The organism is Limisphaerales bacterium, assembly GCA_014382585.1.
Taxonomy (GTDB): domain Bacteria; phylum Verrucomicrobiota; class Verrucomicrobiia; order Limisphaerales; family UBA1100; genus JACNJL01.
The window spans coordinates 39,193-62,176 of record JACNJL010000041.1 but is presented as its reverse complement, the minus strand read 5'-3'; the positions used below and the strand labels follow the sequence as shown (position 1 = coordinate 62,176).

General features: G+C 52.6%; 20 protein-coding genes, 1 tRNA gene and 1 pseudogene. 5 read left to right on the top strand and 17 right to left on the bottom strand.

What is annotated here, in order from left to right; translation table 11 throughout:
- The first annotated feature begins 35 nt into the window (after window positions 1-35).
- Together H8E27_08865 and H8E27_08860 are read left to right on the top strand one after the other, a co-directional pair.
- Window positions 36-112: transfer RNA gene (locus tag H8E27_08865), tRNA-Arg, on the top strand.
- Window positions 113-153: 41 nt separating this feature from the next.
- On the top strand, window positions 154-1,041 hold the full coding sequence (locus H8E27_08860) for a dihydropteroate synthase (protein MBC8325722.1): 888 nt from the start codon (window positions 154-156) through the stop codon (window positions 1,039-1,041).
- On the opposite strand, the gene H8E27_08855 is transcribed toward H8E27_08860, so the two are convergent.
- From H8E27_08855 to H8E27_08785, 15 genes and pseudogenes are all read right to left on the bottom strand, one after another.
- Window positions 1,035-1,937, bottom strand: coding sequence for an L-histidine N(alpha)-methyltransferase (locus tag H8E27_08855; protein MBC8325721.1), 903 nt, complete (start codon window positions 1,935-1,937; stop codon window positions 1,035-1,037). The genes H8E27_08860 and H8E27_08855 overlap by 7 nt on opposite strands.
- Window positions 1,934-2,431 (bottom strand): DUF420 domain-containing protein, encoded by a 498-nt coding sequence (locus H8E27_08850; protein ID MBC8325720.1) that lies wholly within the window; start codon window positions 2,429-2,431, stop codon window positions 1,934-1,936. Before H8E27_08850 ends, H8E27_08855 begins: the two co-directional genes overlap by 4 nt.
- On the bottom strand, window positions 2,421-3,071 hold the full coding sequence (locus H8E27_08845; GenBank protein MBC8325719.1) for an SCO family protein: 651 nt from the start codon (window positions 3,069-3,071) through the stop codon (window positions 2,421-2,423). The genes H8E27_08850 and H8E27_08845 overlap by 11 nt, the downstream gene beginning before the upstream one ends.
- A 20-nt stretch (window positions 3,072-3,091) precedes the next feature.
- On the bottom strand, window positions 3,092-4,078 hold the full coding sequence (locus H8E27_08840) for a cytochrome c oxidase subunit II (GenBank protein MBC8325718.1): 987 nt from the start codon (window positions 4,076-4,078) through the stop codon (window positions 3,092-3,094).
- Between the two features lie 6 nt (window positions 4,079-4,084).
- Entirely contained in the window at window positions 4,085-4,513 is a 429-nt protein-coding gene (locus H8E27_08835) for a hypothetical protein (GenBank protein MBC8325717.1), read from the bottom strand.
- Window positions 4,514-4,519: 6 nt separating this feature from the next.
- On the bottom strand, window positions 4,520-4,909 hold the full coding sequence (locus tag H8E27_08830; GenBank protein ID MBC8325716.1) for a cytochrome C oxidase subunit IV family protein: 390 nt from the start codon (window positions 4,907-4,909) through the stop codon (window positions 4,520-4,522).
- Between the two features lie 7 nt (window positions 4,910-4,916).
- Complete coding sequence (locus H8E27_08825) at window positions 4,917-5,510, bottom strand: cytochrome c oxidase subunit 3 (GenBank protein ID MBC8325715.1); 594 nt, start codon at window positions 5,508-5,510, stop codon at window positions 4,917-4,919.
- 183 nt (window positions 5,511-5,693) lie between these two features.
- Window positions 5,694-6,062: pseudogene (locus H8E27_08820) on the bottom strand (cytochrome c oxidase subunit 3).
- Between the two features lie 17 nt (window positions 6,063-6,079).
- Complete coding sequence (locus H8E27_08815) at window positions 6,080-7,981, bottom strand: cbb3-type cytochrome c oxidase subunit I (protein MBC8325714.1); 1,902 nt, start codon at window positions 7,979-7,981, stop codon at window positions 6,080-6,082.
- A 20-nt stretch (window positions 7,982-8,001) separates the two neighbouring features.
- Window positions 8,002-8,919: a protoheme IX farnesyltransferase gene (gene cyoE, locus H8E27_08810; GenBank protein MBC8325713.1), complete on the bottom strand. Its 918-nt coding sequence runs from the start codon at window positions 8,917-8,919 to the stop codon at window positions 8,002-8,004.
- Complete coding sequence (locus H8E27_08805; protein ID MBC8325712.1) at window positions 8,919-10,019, bottom strand: COX15/CtaA family protein; 1,101 nt, start codon at window positions 10,017-10,019, stop codon at window positions 8,919-8,921. The genes cyoE and H8E27_08805 overlap by 1 nt, the downstream gene beginning before the upstream one ends.
- Before the next feature lie 171 nt (window positions 10,020-10,190).
- Window positions 10,191-10,658, bottom strand: a complete 468-nt coding sequence (gene ribH, locus H8E27_08800; protein ID MBC8325711.1) for a 6,7-dimethyl-8-ribityllumazine synthase — start codon at window positions 10,656-10,658, stop codon at window positions 10,191-10,193.
- A gap of 2 nt (window positions 10,659-10,660) precedes the next feature.
- Window positions 10,661-11,899 (bottom strand): bifunctional 3,4-dihydroxy-2-butanone-4-phosphate synthase/GTP cyclohydrolase II, encoded by a 1,239-nt coding sequence (locus H8E27_08795; GenBank protein ID MBC8325710.1) that lies wholly within the window; start codon window positions 11,897-11,899, stop codon window positions 10,661-10,663.
- A gap of 1 nt (window position 11,900) precedes the next feature.
- Entirely contained in the window at window positions 11,901-14,609 is a 2,709-nt protein-coding gene (gene alaS, locus H8E27_08790) for an alanine--tRNA ligase (protein ID MBC8325709.1), read from the bottom strand.
- Complete coding sequence (locus H8E27_08785) at window positions 14,609-16,903, bottom strand: hypothetical protein (GenBank protein MBC8325708.1); 2,295 nt, start codon at window positions 16,901-16,903, stop codon at window positions 14,609-14,611. The genes alaS and H8E27_08785 overlap by 1 nt, the downstream gene beginning before the upstream one ends.
- An 83-nt stretch (window positions 16,904-16,986) precedes the next feature.
- On the opposite strand from H8E27_08785, the gene metG reads away from it, so the two are divergent.
- The gene (gene metG / locus H8E27_08780) at window positions 16,987-18,495 is read left to right on the top strand and encodes a methionine--tRNA ligase (GenBank protein ID MBC8325707.1); all 1,509 of its coding nucleotides are present in this window, start codon (window positions 16,987-16,989) and stop codon (window positions 18,493-18,495) included.
- Between the two features lie 108 nt (window positions 18,496-18,603).
- On the opposite strand, the gene H8E27_08775 is transcribed toward metG, so the two are convergent.
- Window positions 18,604-19,911 (bottom strand): sulfatase-like hydrolase/transferase, encoded by a 1,308-nt coding sequence (locus H8E27_08775; GenBank protein ID MBC8325706.1) that lies wholly within the window; start codon window positions 19,909-19,911, stop codon window positions 18,604-18,606.
- Window positions 19,912-20,285: 374 nt separating this feature from the next.
- Between H8E27_08775 and H8E27_08770 the strand changes: the two genes are divergently transcribed.
- Together H8E27_08770 and H8E27_08765 are read left to right on the top strand one after the other, a co-directional pair.
- A complete protein-coding gene (locus H8E27_08770; GenBank protein MBC8325705.1) occupies window positions 20,286-21,551 on the top strand; it encodes a replication-associated recombination protein A in 1,266 nt (421 codons plus the stop codon).
- A gap of 1 nt (window position 21,552) precedes the next feature.
- Window positions 21,553-22,113: a 5-formyltetrahydrofolate cyclo-ligase gene (locus H8E27_08765; protein MBC8325704.1), complete on the top strand. Its 561-nt coding sequence runs from the start codon at window positions 21,553-21,555 to the stop codon at window positions 22,111-22,113.
- Window positions 22,114-22,273: 160 nt separating this feature from the next.
- Here the strand turns inward: H8E27_08765 and H8E27_08760 are convergent, their stop codons facing one another.
- Complete coding sequence (locus H8E27_08760; GenBank protein ID MBC8325703.1) at window positions 22,274-22,984, bottom strand: hypothetical protein; 711 nt, start codon at window positions 22,982-22,984, stop codon at window positions 22,274-22,276.

Sequence of the window (22,984 nt, the reverse complement as noted above, 5' to 3'; positions counted from 1 at the left end):
TGCCGCATTACGAATTGAACCATAAATTGGAGCGGGCTCCCGTAGCTCAGTTGGATAGAGCAGCGGTTTTCTAAACCGCTGGTCGCTGGTTCGAGTCCAGCCGGGAGTGCCATTTTCATTGCCAACAAACGCCGGGCATGTTGTTTTGCGCGTGTGCTTTCTCTTGAATACTTGGCTGAATTGACGCGCACGCACCATGCAGATTTAAAAACTGAAGTGCGGGAGTTCTCGATTGGAGGCAAGCCGTTTAATTTTAACACCACGCCGTATTTGATGGGCGTGGTCAACCTTTCGCCCGATTCCTGGTACCAGGAAAGCGTTTGTCTTTCCACGAATGACGCCGTCAAACGCGGCGAACAATTGACGGCCCAAGGCGCTGCGATGGTCGATGTGGGTGGGGAATCTTCTGTGCTGAATGCCGAGCGCGTGCCCGCAAGCGAACAAATAGCCCGTTTGGTTCCCGTTATCAGCGGGCTGGTCCAGTCAGGCGTTTTGGTGAGTGCGGAAACATACGAGCCCCCCGTCGCTGAGGCTTGCCTCAAAGCAGGGGCGGGAGTGGTTAATCTTACCGGCCCGGGTGAGGCAAATGAAATCTACCAACTGTGTGCGAAGCACGAGGCGGCCGTGATCATCTGTTTCGTGCAGGGTCAGAATGTTCGCGAGGTGAATGATGTGGATTTGGAAGTAGATGCGATCCCTCGAATGGTTGAATTTTTTGCGGGTGAAATTGATCGAGCACAATTAGCGGGGGTCCGAAAAATCATCATTGATCCCGGTCTTGGGTTTTATTATCAAAACCTCGATGACAGTACAGTGCGCGTGCGCCGCCAAATGGAGGTGTTTTTAAATACCTTTCGAATGCGTCAACTCGGCTGGCCAGTGTGCCACGCCCTGCCCCACGCAGCGGAGATTTTCAAAGATGAAGTGCGCTGTGCTGAGCCGTTCTTCGCGCTGTTGGCTGCGCTTGGAAAAACGTCATTGTTTCGCACGCACGAGGTGCCACGAACGCGTGCAGTGCTTGAGACGCTCAATATTTATTGAAGCGCGCACAGGAAAACGCCCTCTTCCCGATTGGCGGACAAAAAAGAGCGCTCAATGATGATGCCGTATAGAGACAAGATTTTGCTCAATGACTGTTGCGTGTAGCGGTACGAAACAAACAGTCGCAGATCATCGCCTGGCTGAAAACTAAACTGCTCGCCATTCGTTTTCATCAAGCAAGCCTCCTCGAAAGTAAAACGAGCTGCGATATGCTCGAGCGAGCCGTCCTGTTCAATGTTAATTATCACCGTACCCTCACCCGCTCCATGCGTGCGGGGAAATTCGGCAAGCCAATCGCGCGTGGGTGCGTTGTCGTATTGCGACAGAATGGCTGCCATGCCATTAGGGGCGAGATTGGCGCTAAGTAAAAGCCGGTCTTCGGATTTTAAAATTGCTCGCAATTGCGGCAAAATTTCACTTGGTGGAAAATTCGGAATGATGCCGAAAAAAGTGAAAATGCGATTAGGGCCAGCGTGTTGATCAATAAAACCTGATAAGTTTTCTGCGGCGGCGAGGTCAAATATTAACGGCTTGGAATCGGGAACTGCCTCTGCGGCTTTGAGCGCCAACGGCTCGCTTACATCCGTGGGCACAAAATGCGTGCCGGACGGGAGCGCATTCAAAATGATTCGATCCTTTTCGCCACCACCACAGCCGAGCGCAATAAGAGTGCCGCTTACATGCGCCCACTGTTCCGCCAGCGCCACCGCCACGGCTTGGTAAGGGGCCGCAATATCGCTGGAAGGCGCACATTGCGCATGCAATTTTAACCACAGATCGGCTTGGCGTGGTGTTTCGTAAAGAAATTTTGCGGCGACGATGCGTTGCCGCAAGCATTCTGCGCGCTGGCTGTCTACTTGCGCGGACGATTGGCTTGGGTGGATGATGGCCTTCATTGGCCTTTTTGGGGTTCTTCCACGGGCGGCTTTACGGTGCCTCCAATTTTCAATTTCTTTTCCGTGTGTTCAGCAAAAAAAACATAAAGAAACAAATACACCACCACGCCTGTAAGCGAAACATACATCCAAATCGGCCACGTCCAACGCGCAATGTGGCGATGCTTATCAAAGCGATCGCGCAGGGCATGGTTAATGGTGATGAATACCAGCGGCAAGATTACCACGGCAAGAATGATGTGTGTAATCAGGATAAAATAATACAGATAATTAACCCAGTCAGATGGGTGCTTCAATACGGTGTGCGCGTGCGAGGCGTAGTGGTACCAAAGATAGCACGCAAGAAAAACCGCCGAGGTGGTAAAAGCCGCGATCATGCAACGTTTGTGAGCAGCACGGTTTCCTTTTTTGATAAAAATGAACCCCATCAATAGAAACAGAGAAGCCAAGCTGTTAAGGGAGGCGTTGATTAGGGGCATTTGATCAACGGTCATTTTTGTTTTCCAATTGTTTGAGTGCTGTTTGAATTTGTTGCAGTAAATTAGTGGAGTTGTGCTCAAATGATTTCCGAACACGCCCATTCGCGTCCACCAGAATATAGAGGCTGCTGTGCACAAATAAATCGTTTGGATTGTCACGCTTACTGGCCTCTTTGGGCACGGAAATGAGTTTGAGATCATCCACAGCAAGCCGCATGAGGTCAGCTTTCCGGCCGGTTAGAAAATGCCATTTGCCATCATTACTGCCGTGAACTTCAGCGAAAGCATTTAATACCTTGGGTGTGTCATGTTCAGGGTCGGTGGTTAGGGAAACGTATCGAATTTTTTCCGGCAGTTGTTTTTGGAGCTCGGCAAGTGTTCGGGTCATGCGAGGACATACGGTTGGGCAACGGGTGAATATAATATCCGCCAGCCACGGTTGGCCTTTTAAATCATCGAGAATAATTTCTGCCCCGAATTGGTTGGTAAGTGTGAAGGGTTGGATTGTGCTGATTTCTGGCAGCACGGGTTGTTCCGATGGGCTGGGGTGTTCCTGTCGGTTACGCTTTCCAATGATCAGCGTAGCTGCCATCACCGCAGCGAGAAAACCAAACAGGCTCCACTTGATAATTTGTCTGGTTTCGCGATTGGTCATTGCTGACCTGTCGTAGCGGGTTATTTCGCCGCCGCAAGGTTCTTCTTGCGGGAATTTTTAGCGTCCGTACTCTTTGCCTCGAGCCACGTTTTGAAATCTTTTTTACTTACAATTTTGAGGTAACCATTCATAGATCCGTGACCGTCGCCGCAGAGTTGGGCACAGGTGATTAGGAAGATGTGCTCGCCGTCTTTGTTAGTTTGTTTTGAGTCTAGATAATCTGTTTTGGCTTCGAAATGAATCGGCAATTGAAGGCCGGGAATGGCGTCTTTGCAGACGCGTAACGGCAGCACCTTAAATGAATGGATCACGTCCATCGATGTGATCTTCAGCGCCACTGCAGTGTCCGCTGGGACAACAATGGCCCCTTTACGATCTTTGGCTGCCAGTACCAGGACGTCATCAATGGATGTGTCGTTGGGGTCTAAGCCAAACGGATTGTTGGATTTGTCAGCAAAGCGAATGTCCTGCTGGGCAAAAATTTTATCTTTTCCTGCATAGCGGGCGCTCCAGTCGAATTGTTTTGCCAAAATATGAATTTCAAGACCGGTGCCATCCTTGGCGTCCGCTTTAATCTCGGCCAGTTTGGCGTCATTCATCACTTCTCCCCAAAGAGGTATGGCGAAACAAAAGATTAACACCACCTCGGCAGCAATCACGCCATATTCGGCTAATGTAGTCCAAAGTTTGGACTTTGCTCCGTGATAATCTGCCTTTGGATGATTGGATTCGCGAAATTTAAACAGGCAAACGAGAAAATAAATTGTCCAGCCCACAAAGAGAACCCCCATCAGAATATGCACAAACACGATCATTCGGTCGACATTCCATCCGTGCTCGGTGATGGGCGGTGGTGACTTGAACAATTCCGTCATGGTGTAGGCCACCGTGTCATCAAGTTTCGTAAAGGAGTTGGTGCCTTCAGTTTTTGCGGAGTTGACCAACAGCACAGCCAAGACCACACCCGCAACGGCGCCGCCAATCAGTCCAATATACTTTTTATTCATGAAAAATTAAATGGTTGAGGAATCTTCTTCGAGATTTGAATTGGCTAACTGCATGCTGCGGCGAATGATGAAAATAAAAAAACCGGCGATGCCAGTCAGCGTACCACCCACCACAATCAGAAGGGTGAAAATGCCGGCATTCATGCCTTCAGCCATCGGGGCATCTGATTCGCCAAAACATGCAGCACAGGCATTAGCGTTTTGTTCGAGAAAGAATATTCCTGCCAACGTCAAATACCCAATGTCCTTGGTTTTTTTAAGCATTTGCCGACCATAAAAGAATAACCCGATTCCCATGGCAAAAAAAGCGAGACCGATAACCAATGGTGCCATTTCTCCGGAAGACTGGTATTCGTGTACTCCCCAACCACCTACACCCAGACCGAGAAAGATAGATGCGATTACAAAAATTAAATGGAATGCTTTAAGTGACATTATTGATTATTGGGTATCTTTGGGTATCGCCGTCGGTTCTGGTGTGTTGACGTGATTCCACGTGTTTTCAGCATGGCCGGGTTTGTTTGCGTCAATCTCACTGCCCACGGTAAGGACCATCATGCCGATGAGGAATATCATCGTGCAAGCTAGTGTTAGTGAGATGGTTTTCAGGTTGATGTCCCATTTCAGATGCATGAAAATATAAATGACCGCGCTGGCTTTCACAATGGCCACGGTGAGGGCAAAAATCATGGCGTGAGTGAAATTCTTGAACACTCCCATCAAATCTGCGGCAAAGGTGACGATCGTACCGGCAATGAGGATGCCGCCCACCAAGTAAATGAGTGGGATGAATTTCTTTTTATAATACTCGGGTGAATGGTCGTCTGACATAAGCTGGTTAAAATAAATAGAGTATGGGGAACAGGAAGATCCAGACCAGGTCGACGAAATGCCAGAACAGGCCAGTGATCTCAATACGGTTTGTGAATTGCACAGGGTTTTTTTCGTAAACGCGTCGACTCACGGGGAGAAGATGATACAGCATTACGAGAATGCCGCCTAACACGTGTAGCGCGTGCAGTCCGGTGAGGGTGTAGTAAGTAGCAAAAAATGTACTGTGCGCGGGTTCATAGCTTGAAAGCCGGCTGATATCTTCTCGGGCGATGGTGATGCGGTGGTGTCCATGCGTGTCGCTGTGCGCATGATTGCCATCGTGTGTTGCTTCAGCATATTTAACTGTGGCGCGGCTCGCGTGTTTGTCTTCTGAAGGTTTGCGGTCCCATGTTCCGTGAGCCGGAACGAGGATAATTGCTTGGATGTCCTTGTCACGAAAAGTGTCCCGATAATGGCCTTGCTTGTAAACCGGCCGGCCGTCTTGGTCATATCGGATGCTTTTGTCTTTTTCTTTTTCAATATTTTTCCGGTCATGTCGCCACGCGAAGGCGTGGCTCCAAAAAGGGATCCCCCACGCCTCGTCAATTGAATGCTCAATATTATTGGAGTCGATATAGGCCACGATGTGCCCATCGAGCGGCCGGTCTTTCAATTCCACTAAGTCCGCATTTTCTTTAGTGGGGTCATAACGATCTTCCCAAATGCCTTGTTGCTGTTCCTCAAAGGATTCTCCGAGGACGTCGGAAAAAACTTTCTTGGCCGATTCGTTGGTGGCAAAGGTCACATCATAGTGGGTGAATTTAGCGGGCCATTCGTAGCTCCATTTGACTGCGAGAAAAATGAAGGCAAAAACGACGGTGGCCCATTTCCATTTGCGAAACCCTTTCCAGTCGTTGAGTTTCAGGCAAACCCACGCCATCACAATGGTTGCGGAGGAGGCGATGAGGATGAGCGTGTTGAATGCGCCGACCCATTGATTCATCAACCCCATGCTCCAGGTGCCGGGCTCGGCGCCAACGCGCAGTAGCACGTAAGCAGAAAACAGCGCGCCGAAGAGCATTACTTCCGAAGCGAGAAAAAGCCAAATCCCCGCCTTGCCATTGTACAGGCCGGTGTCGGGTCGTTCTTTGTCGTAATATGGGATTTCCATTGGGTCAGTAAATTGGGTTAGGCTTGAGCCTCTCTGGTATCTTCGCTTGCGGATTGATGCGGGTCATTTTGAGTGAGGAAATCTTCACCATTGTCCACGTCCGGATTACTGTATTCATAGGGGCCGTGATAGACTTTCGGTTCGGTTAGGAAATTGCCGTGTGGTGGGGGCGTGGGGGTTTGCCATTCCAGCGTGGTGGCTCTCCACGGGTTGTCGCTGTTAACTTTCTCACCATTACGAATACTCCAGAAGAAGTTCACGATAAACACAACCTGCACGAGCCCCATGCCAAAGGCGCCCATAGTGATGAGTGAGTTCATGTTCATAACCGAATCAGTGAGCGCGCCGGAGGTGATGTCCGGGTTGTTGATCATGGAATAGGTTGCGCCGCCATCACTCATGCGGCGGCTCATTCCGGCAAAGCCCTGGATGAACATCGGCATAAAAATGATGTTCATAAAAATCAGCGAACCCCAGAAATGGACTTTACCCCAGTACTCGCTCATGCGCCGCCCGGTCATTTTCGGGAACCAGTAATAAAGGCCGGCGAACAGTGCGAAAATTGTCCCCGGGGCCACCACATAATGGAAGTGTGCAATCACGTAATAGGAATCGTGTAAGTGCAAATCGGTGAAGTTAAAGCCCAGGGGCAAACCGGTGAGACCCCCAATGCCAAACATTGGCAGAAAAGCTAAAGCGAACATTGAGGGCGTGTTAAATCGTATTGCCCCTCGCCACAAACTCATAAACAGACACGTCAATAGAATCACCGACGGTATCGAAATAATCATTGTGGTTGTCTGGAAAAATGTGGCGATTTTGCTACTCATGCCCGTGAGGTACATGTGGTGCGCCCAAACAATGAAGGACAAAAAGCCCAATACCAGCACGCCGCCGACCATTAGTTTGTAGCCCCAAATAGGACGGCGCGTGTTATTGGAGACGATTTCCGTTACCATGCCGATGGCCGGCAGAAGGAGCACGTACACTTCGGGGTGGCCGAGAAACCAAAACAAATGCTGCCACAGCAAGGGGCTGCCGCCGCCGCTGACACTCATGGGCTCTGTGCCGGCCGCGAACACGCCGGAGGGCAGGAAGAAGCTCGTGTCACAAACGCGATCCATTAGCTGCATAATGCCCGCGGCTTCGAGTGGCGGGAACGCGAGCAATAGTAGGAACGCGGTTACAAACTGCGCCCACACAAAAAATGGCAGACGAAACCAAGTCATCCCCGGTGCGCGTAATTGAATGATGGTGGCGATAAAATTCACCGCACCCAGCAGTGAAGAGGTGATCAGAAGCACCATTCCCACGAGCCAATAACTTTGGCCATCAGTGGGGATCACCGAGGCTAACGGCGAATACGAAGTCCACCCTGCCTGCGCAGCTCCGCCCGGAATAAAGAAACTAACAGTCATCACGGTACAGCCAGCGAAGAATGCCCAGAAACTGGCCATGTTCATCCGCGGGAAACACATGTCCGGTGCACCGATTTGCAGGGGCACCACGTAGTTGCCAAACGCCGCAAAGCCAAGCGGCACAATTGCAAGAAACACCATGATCGTCCCGTGCATCGCGCCGAATTGATTGTACCCGCTTGCGGTGATTTTGCCGTCCTTGAAAATTGGAACCGTCTTGCCCTCGCCATCCAATGCGATTTCGTGGGCGTAAACTTTCTCAAGAATTGGCCCGAGCACCGGCACCGGTGTATCCGGTTTTGCCATCTGCCAGCGCATCCCCATAATGAGAATAAAGCCCATTAATAAAAACACTAGCGACCCGACGCCGTACTGGATGCCGATCACTTTGTGATCAGTCGAGAAAATGTATTTGGTGAGAAAGCTCTGCTCGGCGTGGCCGTGACCGTGATCATCACCATGCTCGTCCTGTTCCGTCTCGGGTTGGGTCGTTGTTTCCATTATTAAAATCTAAAATTCATTCAGGTCGCGCGATCACAAACCATCAACCCCAGCAACAGCGGCAGGTAAAGGAGCGAATAGTAAAACAAACGCTTGGCGGATTCCAAAGTCATTTCGCGTGAAAATTGCAAACTCAGCCATGCGAAACCGAGGCTCATTGCCAATGCCCCTCCAAGATACATTGAGCCTGAAATGGTTAGGAAAAACGGCGACAAGGCTGCGGGTAACAACGCCAAGCAGCTGATCACCGCAAACCGGCCTGTGTGTTCGCGGCCCTGTGATCCCTCTGAAATCATACGAAATCCCGCCCCCTCGTAGTCTTCACGGTACATCCAGGCGATAGCCAGAAAATGTGGGAGTTGCCAAAAGAACAAAATCGCCACCAACGACCATGCTTCGGGAGCAATTCCTGTGGCGTTCGTTCGCGCGGCAGTCCACCCCATGAGCGGCGGCAATGCGCCGGGCACAGCGCCGATGAGGGTGTTGAGTGAGGTCACGCGCTTGAGCGGCGTGTACACCGCGATGTAGGAAACGAGTGTCACCGCCCCAATCACGCTGGTGAGGGGATTGACGAGAATGGCTAGATAAACCAATCCGCCTGCGCCCATCGCGCCGCCTGCGAGCAACGCTGTCTCCGGCCGAATGCGACCGGAGGGAATCGGGCGTTCTGCTGTGCGGGGCATTTTGGCATCAAATTCTTTTTCAAGATATTGATTCAAAACCGCCGCCCCACACGCCACCAAACCCGTGCCCAGCAATGCATGAAATAATAAGGCCCAATTCATCGGCGCGGCTGCGGGCGAGGCGAGGTGAAATCCCATCGCCGCAGTGATTAGCACCATCGTGGTGAGGCGCAGTTTGACCAACTCGGACCACACCGCCCACTGCGCGCGCAAGACGCCCGACCCTGATTGAGCAATGGATTCGTTCCCTTTCATCAAACGACTGCCTCTATGTTCGCTTCATCGGCACTATTTTCAGGCGCGGCTTCCTTAATGAGTGAGGGGAGGTGTTTGCGCTGTGAAATGAATGTGCCCATTGCTCCCACGCCTAAAGCGAGCGCGCCACACACCACGTGCAACGTTGCGATATCGGCCGGTTTATATTTGATCACCGTTAAAATCCCGAGCGCTACTTGGACTGCAATTAATCCAAACCATACGAGGCTGAGCCGACTCAGCGAATGTGCTGCGCCCAATCGTTTTCGCGCCACCATAAGTGTGCCGATGACCAATGCTATGATTAACACCGCCAGCACGCGATGCACCATTTGCAGGGTCAGATGAAATGGAAGAATATCGCGGCCCGTCATCAGGAAAACCTGCTGACCTTCGTGGTGCAATTGATTGTTCAGCGTGGTGCGTTCGGCGTTATAGCGGGCAATCGATTCCGTATCCGTGGCGGGCCACCATTGTCCGTGTGCTTTTGGGAAATCCCAAGCTGATAACCCTGCGTGTTGATGTCGCATTGTGGCGCCCAAGGCTAACTGGAGGAAAATCAAAACTGACGCCATAATGAAATGCATTCGCACTACGCGAGGTGCTCGTTGCTCATCGTTTCCAGCAGAAGGAGTTCGCATCCACCAACGACTTGTTGCCAATGCGAGGCAAAGCATCATCAGCAAGAAAATTTGAGCCGTTATGCCGTGAACAATCCCAAAATTTTGATTCATTTCAGTGACCCGCAAACCGCCCATGACGCCCTGCCCCACTACGAGAAAAAATGCAAATACACCAAGACGACGGACCCATTTACGGTCATCGCGCAACCACAACCAAACCGCCAAAATAGTGGTGAGTAATCCGACGAACGAAGCAAAGAGCCGATGTGCGTGTTCTTCGAAAATACCCGAGACACCCACCCAAAGATTGAATGGAACGAGAAACATATTGTGCCCCAGCGTCTGTGGCCAATCAGGGACGGCCATCCCTGCTTCTTTACTGGTGACAATCGCCCCCAAGCCAATCAGGAGGAGCGTGCACGCTGCGGCGAACACAGATAATCGGTGCAGCCAAGGGTTGTGTTTTTCGGTAGCCATTAGCGGAAAGTGAAATGGAAAAGCGCCGGAATAGTGGTTGGAACCCCCGGAAACGCTGACCTCACTCCCTTCGCGCGGGAAATTAGCACCGGCTTAAGCCTCAATCAAGCCCTTTGTGAAACAATTCACAAGGCAGCGTTTAGATTGCGAATTGGCCGTAAAAGGCTTTTTTTAGCTAATTTCAGCCATTAACTGCGCCATTTCTAATGCGGTGAAAGCTGCTTCGGTTCCGCGATTGGTTTTTGGGGCGAGGCAGCGGGCTTTGGCTTGAGTCTTATTTTCTAGCAAAAGTACTTCATGAACCATTGGGATGCCCGTCTCCACCGCCAGCTCTGCGAGTTGTTGGGTTACTGCTTGCCCCACATTTTCCGCGTGCGTTGTTTGGCCGCGCAAAATGACGCCAAGGCAAATGACTGCCGCCGGCCGTAGCCGTTTGCGTCGCCCCAAGGCTGCTGCCGCGATTGGGATTTCAAACGCACCCGGGACACGGATCAACTCCACTTTGCCAGATAACACCTCCAGAGCGCCATCAATCATTCCATCGACAAATTCTGCATTGTACGCCGAGGCTACGATGGCGATGCGGGTGGATTGTTTGGCTGCGCTTTTAGCAGGTTTGCGTTGTGTGGGTTTGAGCATCGCTAAATTTTGTGGCCCATTTTGGTGCGCTTGGTGGCGAGGTATTTTTTGTTATGTTTGTTGGGCGGCACGCGGATGGGCAGTTGTTCGGTGATGTCGAGGCCGTATCCTTCGAGGCCCACGACTTTTTTGGGATTGTTGGTGAGTAGCCTAATGTGTCGCACGCCAAGGTCTACCAAAATCTGGGCGCCCAAACCATACTCGCGCAAGTCCATCGCGTAACCGAGTTGCTGATTGGCCTCCACGGTGTCCAACCCTTTTTCCTGTAATTTATAGGCGTGCATTTTGGGTGCCAGCCCAATACCCCGCCCTTCCTGCCGCATGTAGACGATGACGCCTGCGCCGACATCGGCAATTTGTTGCATGGCATGATTTAGTTGCGGACCGCAATCGCAGCGCATACTGCCAAATACGTCACCGGTGAGGCATTCGCTATGAACTCGAACCATTACATTTTCCACTGAGTCCACCTCGCCCATGACGAGCGCCAAATGATGTTGGTCGTCCAATGCGCTGCGATACAAATGCAATTTGAAGTCACCAAATTCGGTGGGCATTTCCACGACCTCGATTTTCTCAATGAGCTTTTCCCGCTCGCGGCGATGTTTGATGAGGGCTTCAATGCTGCAAATTTTGAGCCCATGTTTTTTGGCAAAACGCTTGAGATGTGGCAGCCGGGCCATCGTGCCGTTGTCATTCATGATTTCGCAGATGATTCCGATGGGGCGGCATTCTGCAAGTTTGGCAAGATCCACCGCCGCTTCAGTGTGGCCGGCTCGCTGGAGGACGCCGCCGGGGCAAGCACGCAACGGGAAAATATGCCCGGGTTGGGCAAGCGCCTCAGGCAAGGCAGTGGGATCGGACATGACCTGAATGGTGCGGGCGCGATCTTTGGCACTAATGCCGGTAGTGATTCCGGTTGCCGCATCGACGCTGACTTGAAAATCTGTTTTGAACGTTTCCTGATTACTCGGCACCATTCGCTCGATACCGAGCTGACGCAATCGATCACCGGAGGTGGGCACACAAATGAGGCCGCGCCCGTATTTGGCCATAAAATTGATGGCCTTGGCGTTGGCGTGTTCGCCGGCCATGATGAGGTCGCCCTCGTTTTCGCGGTCCTCATCATCCACCACAATCACCATTTTGCCGCGTCGAATGTCGGTGATGACTGATTCGATGGAATCAAAGGGCGATTTGGGCGCCCTATTCTGTTTTACGGTAGTTTTCCTTCCGGGCATTTTAATGGACTAAAATATTGAGCACTTTGGCCAAGGCTTCGTCAAGTTTGCCGGCATCGTTGCCGCCGCCGCGTGCTTGTGTGGGCTTGCCCCCGCCTTTGCCGCCTACGATGGGGGCGATGGCTTGAATCAATTTGCCCGCTTGAGTCTGGTCGGTAAGCGAATCGGAAACGGTAGCCACCAGCACGACGTTGCCGTTGCTGGTCGCACCCAAAACCACCACACCTTCAAATTGGCCCTTGAGCGCATCCGCCACAGCTTGAGCAAAATTACCGTCGGACTCACCGAGATGTGCAGTGATGCAGTTTATATTCCCTGCGCGGGTCGCCTGCCCGAGTAGTCCTTTGGCGATGTCGGCCGCGCGGCTTTGCTGGAGGGTTTTCATTTGTTTCTGGAGTTGCTTGGATTGCTCCAATATTTGCCCCAGTTTTTTTTCAATGTCCTTAATTGGGGAATTGAGAGATTCGGCTAAGGCGAGGAGGCGGTCGGCATCGTTGCGTGCCTGTTCGGCAGCGACAAACCCGGCCGCAGCTTCAACGCGGCGAACGCCGGCAGCGATGGCCGACTCGCCAGTGATTCGAAAGAGGCCAATTTGGCCCGTGGCGTTTGTATGTGTGCCGCCGCAGAGCTCCATTGAAAACCCGTCAAGCGTATTTGCCTCTCCGCCGATTTGCACCACTCGAACTGTGTCGCCGTATTTATCCCCAAAGAATTGAAGGATATCCGTTCGATTGGCGACATCGGCGTGGGAGGTTTCCGTCCAGCTCACCGTTGAGTTTTCAATGATGCGTTCATTGACCAGTTGCTCAATGTCGATCAGTTGTTGCGGGGTGAGGGCTTGGCTGTTGAAATCAAAGGTTAACTTATCTGGGCCAACGTACGAACCTTTTTGGGACGCGTCGCTGCTGGTAATTTCGTGGAGTGCCCAGTGGAAAAGATGGGTGGCGGTGTGATGGCGTTGAATGGCGGCACGGCGGGCCTGATCAACCTGAAGTTGACCTGTGGTGCCCGTCTCGGGCGCTCCGTTTCCTTTTATGAAATGCAAAAAAGCATCGCCAGTTTTCTGGGTTTCCGTGATGTCCCAGGTTTTTCCGTTAACGGAAAGAGATCCTGTGTCCCCGACTTGGCCTCCCATTTCGGCGTAAAATGGCGAGCGGTCAAAGATGATAGCGGATCGGGTTTTTTCCTCGACGACCCCCAAAACCGTCGCGCTAGAAGTGAGTTGATCGAAACCAACAAATTTTGTGAACGTATCCGGGGAAATGTTGCTGACGCTGATGATTGACTTTTTTTGAGCCGCCCGCGCGCGATCACGTTGTTGCTCCATTAACGCGTCAAATCCAATGGGATCCACCGTGAGCCCGGCTTCGCGCGCCATGAGCTCTGTGAGGTCCCGCGGAAATCCGTAAGTATCGTACAGCTTAAAGGCAAAATCACCAGTGAGCTTTTTTGTGTTATCGAGGCTTATTACCTCATTGCGGAACAGTTCAAGGCCTCGGTCGAGGGTTTTGTTAAATGATTCTTCTTCGGTGCGAATAACTTGCTGAATGGTCTCTCTACGTTTTCGGAGTTCCGGGAAAATATCGCCCATAGACTCAACGAGCACATCCACGAGCTGGTAGAAAAAAGGTTGATTGAAACCAAGCGTGCGGCCGTAACGAACTGCACGACGAAGGATACGGCGAAGGACATAGTTACGGTCGTTGTTGCCGGGGAGAATTCCGTCAGCAATGGAGAAGCTGAGCGTCCGAATGTGGTCGCCAATCACGCGAAACGCGATATCGATTTTCTCCTGTTCGCTCAACTCCGTCTGGCCCGGGACGGGGAGCGTGGCAGTGTATAGGTGGCCACTGAGCTTTTCCAATTCGGCAAAGATCGGGCTAAAAACATCCGTGTCGTAATTGGAAACCGGTTTGTTGAAATTAGTGAAATTACTCGTCGTTTGGATGATGGCCGCGACGCGTTCGAAGCCCATGCCGGTGTCCACGTGTCGGGCTGCAAGCGGTGGAAATGTGCCGTCTGCATTGGCGTTATATTGAATGAATACCAGATTCCAGATTTCGATGCATTGACCACTGTCGGCATTGACAAGGCTGCCCTTGGTGTCTCCCTTTGGGGTGAGGTCAATATGCAGTTCACTGCACGGGCCACACGGACCGGTGTCGCCCATCATCCAAAAATTGTCTTTTTTGTTGCCGTTGACAATGTGCACGGCGGGGTCAAGACCGGCGTCGGAAAAAATTTCGGCCCAATAATCGTGTGCCTCTTGATCAAATTCGCCGGGGTCGCCCTCGCCGGGTTGGTAAACGGTGGCGTACAGCCGCTCTTTAGGAAACCCCCACGTTTCGGTGAGTAATTCCCAAGACCACTGGGTGGCTTCTTTTTTGAAATAATCGCCGAAGGACCAGTTGCCGAGCATCTCAAAAAACGTGTGGTGATATGTATCCATCCCGACGTCTTCAAGGTCGTTGTGTTTGCCGCCGGCGCGGATACACTTTTGGGTGTCAGCGGCGCGGCCGGGCGTGTACGGGCAATTATGTTCGCCGAGAAAAATCGGCACAAACTGGTTCATACCTGCATTTGTGAAAAGCAGATTAGGTGCATCGGGCATCAGGCTCGCGGAAGGCACGAGGGTGTGCTGTTTGGCTTTGAAAAAATCCAGGAAATCCTGGCGGATTTTCCGGCCAGTGAGAGGTGAAGGCTCACTCATTACTTCGAAGGGACCCGGTTGATGGTGTGGAAAAGTTCCTGTTTCAAAAACGTGCCATCGGCCGCCTTAATGTTGAAACGAATGCGGGACTGCATGACAGGTTTGAGGCCGCCGATTTGAATGAACACCGTTTTTTTGTCACCGGAAAGCTTAATGCTCTCGATAGGGATGGTGTCCCCTCCAAACTCGCCTTGTTTTTTGTCGCCCACCACTTTGGTCGGATCTTTGATGGAATACATTTTGGATCCATAAGCGCCGGTCCACTGGTAATTCCATTGGTCAATTGCCCAGTTTTGATCATCTACGGCGGTGGCTGCGTCGAGTGGATTGGTGAAGGTCACCGCAAGTTGGTTCTTTTGAACCTTGATTGAGGTGGGCATGTGGACCGGTTTGCCGGTGTAGCGGACGCGATGGAAAGCACCAAACCTTGCGCCATTGCTCTGCCACACACGCAAGCCAACCACATATAGCTGACCATCGTGATTATTGAAGCGGCCGCGCATGATGCCGGAATCAAAACTTAACGGGAAGCGAACTGCCCCCCCTTGCCATTGGCCGTTGATCTCTTCTTTCATTACTTTAAAAAGACTGCTTTTTCCGTAGGAAAGATGCAGCAAGTCGCCTTCAAAGGGGCCCCATTTTTCACTGGCAATCCAGATTTGGCCACCGCTGGAATTATCCACTTGGTGCGGAAGCCAGAAAAGCGGCTTATCGTAATCGGTTGGCGCTTTTTCATGATGCGCCGTGTGAACGTGCCCATAAAAGCCACCGGGCTTCACGAGATTCACTCGGGAGGCAGGCACCCAATTGCCTTCATTATCGGAACTAGTCAGCTCGCCTTTGGGCCCCACACTCATTCCATTTGGGGCGCGATGGCCAGTAGCCACAATTTCAAGCTGGCTGCCGTCTTTACTAACTTTCACAAGGCAGCCGTGATGCGGCACGGTGGCTTGGCGGAGGTTGCCCCCTTTAATGAAATAAAAATTACCCGCGGGGTCGGTGCTGAGGTTCAGGCAAAACTCGTGATAATGGTTGCTGATGGAAATGTCGTTGTTAAAATTTTCATAAAAATCCGCTTCACCATCCTTGTTTAAATCGTGAAAGCGCGTGATTTGATCCCGGCCAAGTACGTAAATTTGTTCGTCCACGATTTTGAGACCAAGCGGCTGAAACAATCCTGTGGCATATCGGCGCCATTCCAGCTTTTTGAGTGTCTGGTTGATTCCGCTCACGACCCAGACATCCCCGGTTACGGAACACACCGCAGCGGTTGTGCCGTCCTTAAAAAAATCAAATCCGCTGCAGCGGATCCACGAGTTCCAAGGGTTTTTCTCGGGCACGGTAATTGTGTCAACCGCGTATGCCCCCGGCAACACTCCCAGCCGACCGACTGTGGTGACAGGTTGGTTCCAATTTGATTCCCCCCCAGTGATGAGTTTGCTGAGCGACACGGCATTGATGGGTTGTTTCGAGAAATTTATTAATTTATTGAGGCCCGCTTTTGGGCCGTGCCAGATGCCAATTTTAAAATGATTGGTGGGGAGGAGCGATTTAACTTCAGCGATGATTCGGGCATTTTTAATTTTTAGTTCCACGCCCGTACCCATCACTGCCACGGCGGTGACGACCCCCTCTTTTTCAAGCGTGGCCACATTGCCATTCACCGAGCCAATGGCGTCGCTCAGCTTGCAGAGCATCAGGCTCATTGGGCTTTTAGCCGGGCTGCGAGTGATTTCAAATTGACGTGTGAAAATTCCATTGGCAAAGCCGGGAACCTCGAGCACGCCCGATGCCCCAACACTATAAGACAAAACAACCTGGTCACCATGCGTGTAATGCCCCCGCCATTTTGCCCATTGACGCGGAAGTGGTCCCATTGAATAGACGTCCTTGCCATTGATGGTGGGTGGCGTGGGTTCGACCCATTCGCCTTTGGGCCCAGCCCAACCGGGCGTCATCGGCGTGTGGAATGCCAGTTCTCCGTTAATTTTCGGCACGCCTTCCAAACCGTCACGACCGGTGGGGAGATCGAGAAACCCGCCAGTCCACCCCGCAGCCATTCGCAGGCGTTCGGTGTCGAAACAAACTGAGGCATTCGGGCCGAGCTTGATGTTGAGCCCCTTGAGCGCCGGACGCCAAAGTTTGCCATTCAGTTGAGTCTCCAAACCATAAGCCTGAAATGGGCCGATGTCCATTTCGTCCCATTTTGTGCGCTTCTTTTGCGCCGCGGACAGCGTGGTTAAACCAAGTGCCCAAGACGCCAACACCATTAACCCCAAAAATCGCATCGGCATTCCTTGCCAAATTTGTGGTCAAATAGCGATAAAATAGTGCTGTCTTGCGTGTTACGCTTGTCTCAGCTACAACAGGCCGCCCGTTGAGCAAGCAATTCTACATCACCACCGCCATTGATTACGTGAATGGCCAACCGCATCTTGGGCATGCCTACGAAAAGGTAATCACCGATGTCATCGCGCGCACACGACGCTGCCTTGGCGAAGAGGCATTTTACCTCACCGGCCTCGATGAGCATGGCCAGAAAGTTCAGCAAGCTGCCGAAGCTGCCGGTAAGGATACGCAAACTTACACCGACGAACTAGCTGACGACTGGCAGGCGTTTGTCAAAAAACTGGGTATCTCAAACAATGATTTCGTCCGCACCACCGACGCGCGTCATCAAACCGTTGTTTGCGAAATATTGCAGCAGCTTTATGACGCGGACGAATTTTACCAGGATGAATATGTCGGCTTCTACTCAGCCAAGCAGGAAAGTTTTTTAACCGACAAAGATCGTGACGCCGATGGTCATTTTGATCCGCTCTATGGCGAAGTGCAGGAACTGCGAGAGAAGAACTATTACTTCAAGCTCGGCCGACACCAGCAATGGCTCATCGATTACATTGAGGCTAACCCTGAATTTATCGCACCCGATTATCGCCGCAACGAGGTGCTCGGATTCCTCAAAAACAACACCCTCGAGGATCTTTGCATCAGTCGCCCCAAAGAGCGCCTCGAATGGGGTATCCCCCTGCCCTTCGATCCGGATTACGTCACCTACGTGTGGTTCGATGCGCTCACCAATTACCTCAGCATCCCACGCGCGCGCGGCGACGAATCTGCCCTTTGGCCCGCTGACATCCACGTCATCGGCAAAGACATCCTCAAGTTCCACGCCGTCTACTGGCCCATCATGCTCAAAGCCGCCGGGCTCGCGTTGCCCAAGCAAGTGCTCGTGCACGGCTGGTGGCAAAAGGATAATCAGAAGATGAGCAAAAGCATCGGCAACGTCGTAGACCCCGTAGCCGTCATCGACAATTGGGGGTTGGATGCCTTTCGCTACTATGTCGTGCGCGAACTCGCCATTGGTCCTGATGGAAATTGGACCGACGAAAGCTTCGCCAGCCGTTATCACGCCGAGCTGGCCAATGGATTGGGTAACCTCGTCAACCGCTCACTCTCCATGCTCTCCCGCTACCGCGAAGGCATCGTGCCGCCACCCCACGACGACCTTGCCGCCGAGGCCAACGCCACCCGCGACCAGCTCATCTCCGATTTAAAAGCCAACCAACTCCAGGCGGGCCTCCAGACCATCTGGACCTTTGTCGCCCGCCTGAACCAATACGTCGACGAAACCGCCCCCTTCAAGCTGGCCAAAGACGAAGCCCATGCCGAACGCCTCGGCCAAGTCCTCTACAACCTCGCCGAAGGGTGCCGCCACCTCGCCCTCTGGCTCCAGCCCTACCTCCCCACCACCAGCCAACGCATCCGCGAGCAACTCAATCTCCCCACCCACTTGCAAAACATCGCCGAATCCAACTGGGGCGAACTCCCCGAGGGCCACCAAACCGGCCAACCCGAAGCCCTCTTCCCCCGCCGCGACAAATAGGCGGGATGGGACACCCCGCCCTACCCTCGACTGCGAGCCTCGATGTCATGTCGGCATGCAGCCGAAAATTGGCGTCAGAAGTTGGGGTAACCGCGGTTTGGGATGGCCTTACTTGGCTGGCCAGGCGGCATTTATTTGTTTTCGGAGTTGCGCGACCCTTTCCGCATTCGTCGCGGCGAGGTTCTTGGTCTCGAAGGGATCCTTTGTCAAATGATACAATTCAATTTGGCCGGTACCATTGGCTCCTTTAGCAGCGCGAGTGGTGACATTCTCTTTATGCGGAAGAATGAGTTTCCAGCCGTCTTGGATGCCCCAGCGATAGGTCAAATTTGTGGCGGGCTTGCTCAGGTTCACCGCGTTATGCAAGAAAATTTCTCCGTAAAGAAATTTGCGTGCGTTCACGGCATCGGTAACCAGTAAATCCAGCCCGTGCATATCTTTGGTCGGTTTCAAACCAACTGCCTTGAGGACCGTCGGCGCGATGTCGATACTGGAAACAGGAGTCGTTGATGCGCCCGGCTTCACCTTGCCCGGCCAACGCACCATAATGGGCGTGCGGGTGCCGCCATCGTACTGGGAGCGTTTGCTTTTGAGGGCATAACCCCGATTGCCGGGTTCCTGAATCCATCCGTTGTCGGTCACATAAATGATGATCGTATCCGGCGCGTGCTTATCGATGTGGTTCACGAGCTCGCCCACCGTTTCGTCGAACCATTCCACCATCGCAAAATAGCGGGCGACGTGCGGCGAATCGACCTTCGCTGCATACTTGTCGAACAACCGCTTGGGTGGCGTGTGAGGCGTGTGTGGCAGGAAGGGCGCGTACCAAATAAAAAACGGTTTGTCGTTCGCCTGTTTCACAAAATCAAAAATGGGCTTCATGCCCTGGCGCCCGATTTTGAGCCCCACATCACCATGCCGGCCTCCGCGCTTGGGGTCGCCGTGAGTCATACCGTGGGTAAAGCCGCCGCGTTTAAAATTGCCGTGCCACCACTTGCCGCTTTGATGACTTACATAGCCGCGCTGGGCGAGCATTCGCGGGAGCGTCGGCACAGCGTCAATGAGTGCCACGTGTTCCGCAAAACGCCGCGCGTATTCGGGCGTACGTTTTCCGCCAACGGGGATGGGCGGTTCGTTGCCGGTGATGCGTGTTTGGTGCGGATAAAGCCCCGTGATCATCGTGGCCAATGAAGGGCAGCACAAACTGCTCGGCACATAACCGTGCGTAAAGGTGAGGCTTTGCGCGGCAAGCCGATCGATTTTCGGGGTCTCAATTATTTTGTGCCCCATAAAACTGTAGTCCGTCCAGGTTTGATCATCAGAAATGATAAACACGATATTGGGCGGCTTGGCCGCGGCGGAAACGGTGTTGGAAACAGCGGCGATGGCGGCAAGTAAAAAAAGTACACGTTGCATGCCCGGAGGATGCAACAAGTTTTGTGGCGGCGCAAGCAATGCAACTTGAGGAAAACATTCTTTTGGGCTAAATTGACCTCAGCCCACCCGGGCCGCGCAACGTTTATCGCCCCGGAAGGTAATCAAAATAAAATGGGGCCTTGCCTTCGATGCTGGCCGTCAGGCCTTGACTGGAAGTCTTAAGGCATCGATTGGGTCCCACCTAGGAATCATCGTTCCTTGGGCCAGTTTGCGCGGTTTGGGTTGGGTATTTTTTGGGACTGTGCCACCATTCGCTCGTGGCGGGACAGGATTTATTCAATGCACCGGAGGAGCACGATGGGCCAAAAGCCGATCGCGCGGCGGGCAACCGGCAGGCGCCTCTCGCTGCACGAATGCGCCCGCGTACGCTCGATGAATACGCCGGGCAACAGCACATCCTCAAAAGCGGCATGCTCTTGCGCCGAGCCATTGAGGCGGACCGGATCCAATCGCTGATTTTTTACGGCCCACCCGGTACCGGCAAAACCACCCTCGCGCAAATTATTGCCAACCGCACGGAAAGTAAATTTGAACGACTCAGCGGCGTAGAAAGTAATGTGGCCGAAATGCGCCGCGTGCTTTCCGGCGCAGCCAATCGGCTCGAAAACACAGGCCGCGCCACCGTGCTGTTCATCGATGAAATCCATCGCTTCAATAAAGCACAACAAGACGTGCTGCTACCGGATGTGGAAGGTGGCACGGTGAAATTGATTGGCGCGACCACGCACAACCCGTTTTTCTTCGTCAACTCCCCGCTCGTGTCGCGCTCGCAGATCTTCGAGCTGCAACCGCTCAACCAAACTGACATCCGCACGTTGCTCGATCGTGCCTTGGTCGACAAAGAGCGCGGCGTGGGTCACATTAAAATGAATGTGGATGCCGAAGCACTCGATCATCTCTCGATAATTTCCGATGGCGATGCGCGCAAGGCGCTCAACTCGTTGGAGATTGCCGCGCTCACCACGCCACCGGGCAAAGACGGCGCGATCCACCTTACGCTCGCCGTGGCCGAGGAATGCATCCAAAAAAAATCCGTGGTTTACGACGCTGATGGTGACCAGCATTACGATACTATCTCGGCCTTCATTAAAAGTATCCGCGGCAGCGATCCTGATGCGGCGCTGTATTGGCTCGCAAAAATGATCCACGCAGGTGAGGACCCGCGCTTTATTTCACGGCGATTGATGATCAGTGCCGCCGAAGACATTGGCCTCGCGGATCCGATGGCTTTGGTGCTGGCCACTTCAGCGCACACGGCCTCAGAATTTGTTGGTTGGCCCGAAGCGCGCATTCCCCTTGCCGAGGCCGCCGTGTATCTCGCCACCGCCCACAAAAGCAACAGCTCATATGTCGCCATTGATGCCGCGTTGGAGGTAGTGAAAAATGGCCGCACTGTTCCAGTCCCAAAACATCTCCGCGATTCGCATTACAAAGGCGCAGAACAGCTTGGCAATGGTGACAATTACAAATACGCACACGACTACGACGGCCATTTTGTGGCTCAGGATTATCTGGGGGTGGACCGCACTTTTTACAATCCGACCGAAGAAGGTGTGGAGCAAAAAATCAAAGCCCGAGTGTTGCACTGGCGCTCATTGCAATCTAAAGCTAAAAAGTAGCATGGAGATTAAAGAGCGCAAATCCGCTGTACGCGCTGAAATGAGCGCCATCCGAATCCGCCCTGAAGAACGCACGGCAGCCTCGGCGGCGGCTTGTAACCGGTTGCGCGACTCAAAGGAGTTTCGTTCTGCCGACACAATTCTCATTTATGCACCGTTGCCGGATGAGTTGGATGTATCGCCGTTGATGACCGATGAGAAACGATTTTGTTTCCCGCGATACCAAGCCAACCGTTTATACGTAGCAGCTCAGGTTGCGTCGAAAAGGGAGTTGATTCCCGGAAAGTTTGGAATCCTCGAACCGCCTTCTGACGCAACTGAAATATTGGCGGGCGAAATTGCGCTGGTGATTTTGCCTGGGGTCGCCTTTGACGAAAATTGCCGCCGACTGGGTCGCGGACGAGGATTCTATGATCGTTGGCTGATCGATATTGCAGGACACAAAATAGGGGTAGGCTTCGACCATCAACTCATTGATGCCGTGCCATGCGAGTTGCACGATGTGAAACTTGACAGCGTGGTGACCCCCGGGCGCTGGCTTACAGCTGGAGCCGAAAATTAACGGTCGAGGCGCGAGCCACCTTGATTTTGAAAGCCGCGAGTCTCGCTCCATGGCCGGTCAGAATCATTGGGAGACATAGACCCGCAACCACCGGTGGTGAGCATTATCAAACCGGCTATGAATAATAGGCCGGCGAACATAAAAGTGGAGATGTTTTTTTTCATGGTTGTTTCTGCAGAATAGGGGGCGCGGGCGGGGCAGGAGCGGGTGCGGTTTCAGGCGCCGGATCCGGTGCGGGTTTAGGGGGACGAATAGGCTGGGTGATTTTGCCTGCCTGGCTGGCGGGGCGAGGTGGCAGGGGCTGGGAAATGCTCACCGGCCGCTTCATGAGGCCCCGTGTAATTTCGTCCGGGGTTTTCCCTAATTCCTCGAAAGGCTTCAAATCGGCCTCTGCTTTTGCGAGGGCATTGCTCTGGTTTTGGAGTTGCTTGAGGTGGTCGGTCACCTGAACTTTGAGGGATGAATTTTCTGCTTCCAAAGCGGCCCGTTGAGTTGCGTTTGTCGTAGCCTCAGATTTTAGTGCGGTTAACTCTTCCTGCAGCTTTTCGTTGGCCTCGTTCAATCCATCAGCCTGGGTCGTTAACTTTGATTCTGCAGAGGTGATTTTTACTAGGAGAAGTTCGTTTTTGGATTTCAGGGCGCTGTAGTTCTTTTCATTTTTTGCAACTGCCTGAGTTGCTTGAGTAAGTGAGTTGGTGAGCTCTTTGTACTTACCCGTGATATCAGCGATTGATTGATCGCGTCCGGCAATTGAGGCATCTTTGCTGGCGATCAGTTCCTGTTTTGTTTTTTGATCGAGGAGCAGATACACGCTGGCGGCAACAGAGCCCATGAGCAAAACGACCAATATGATGGTGGCTGATTTCTTCAT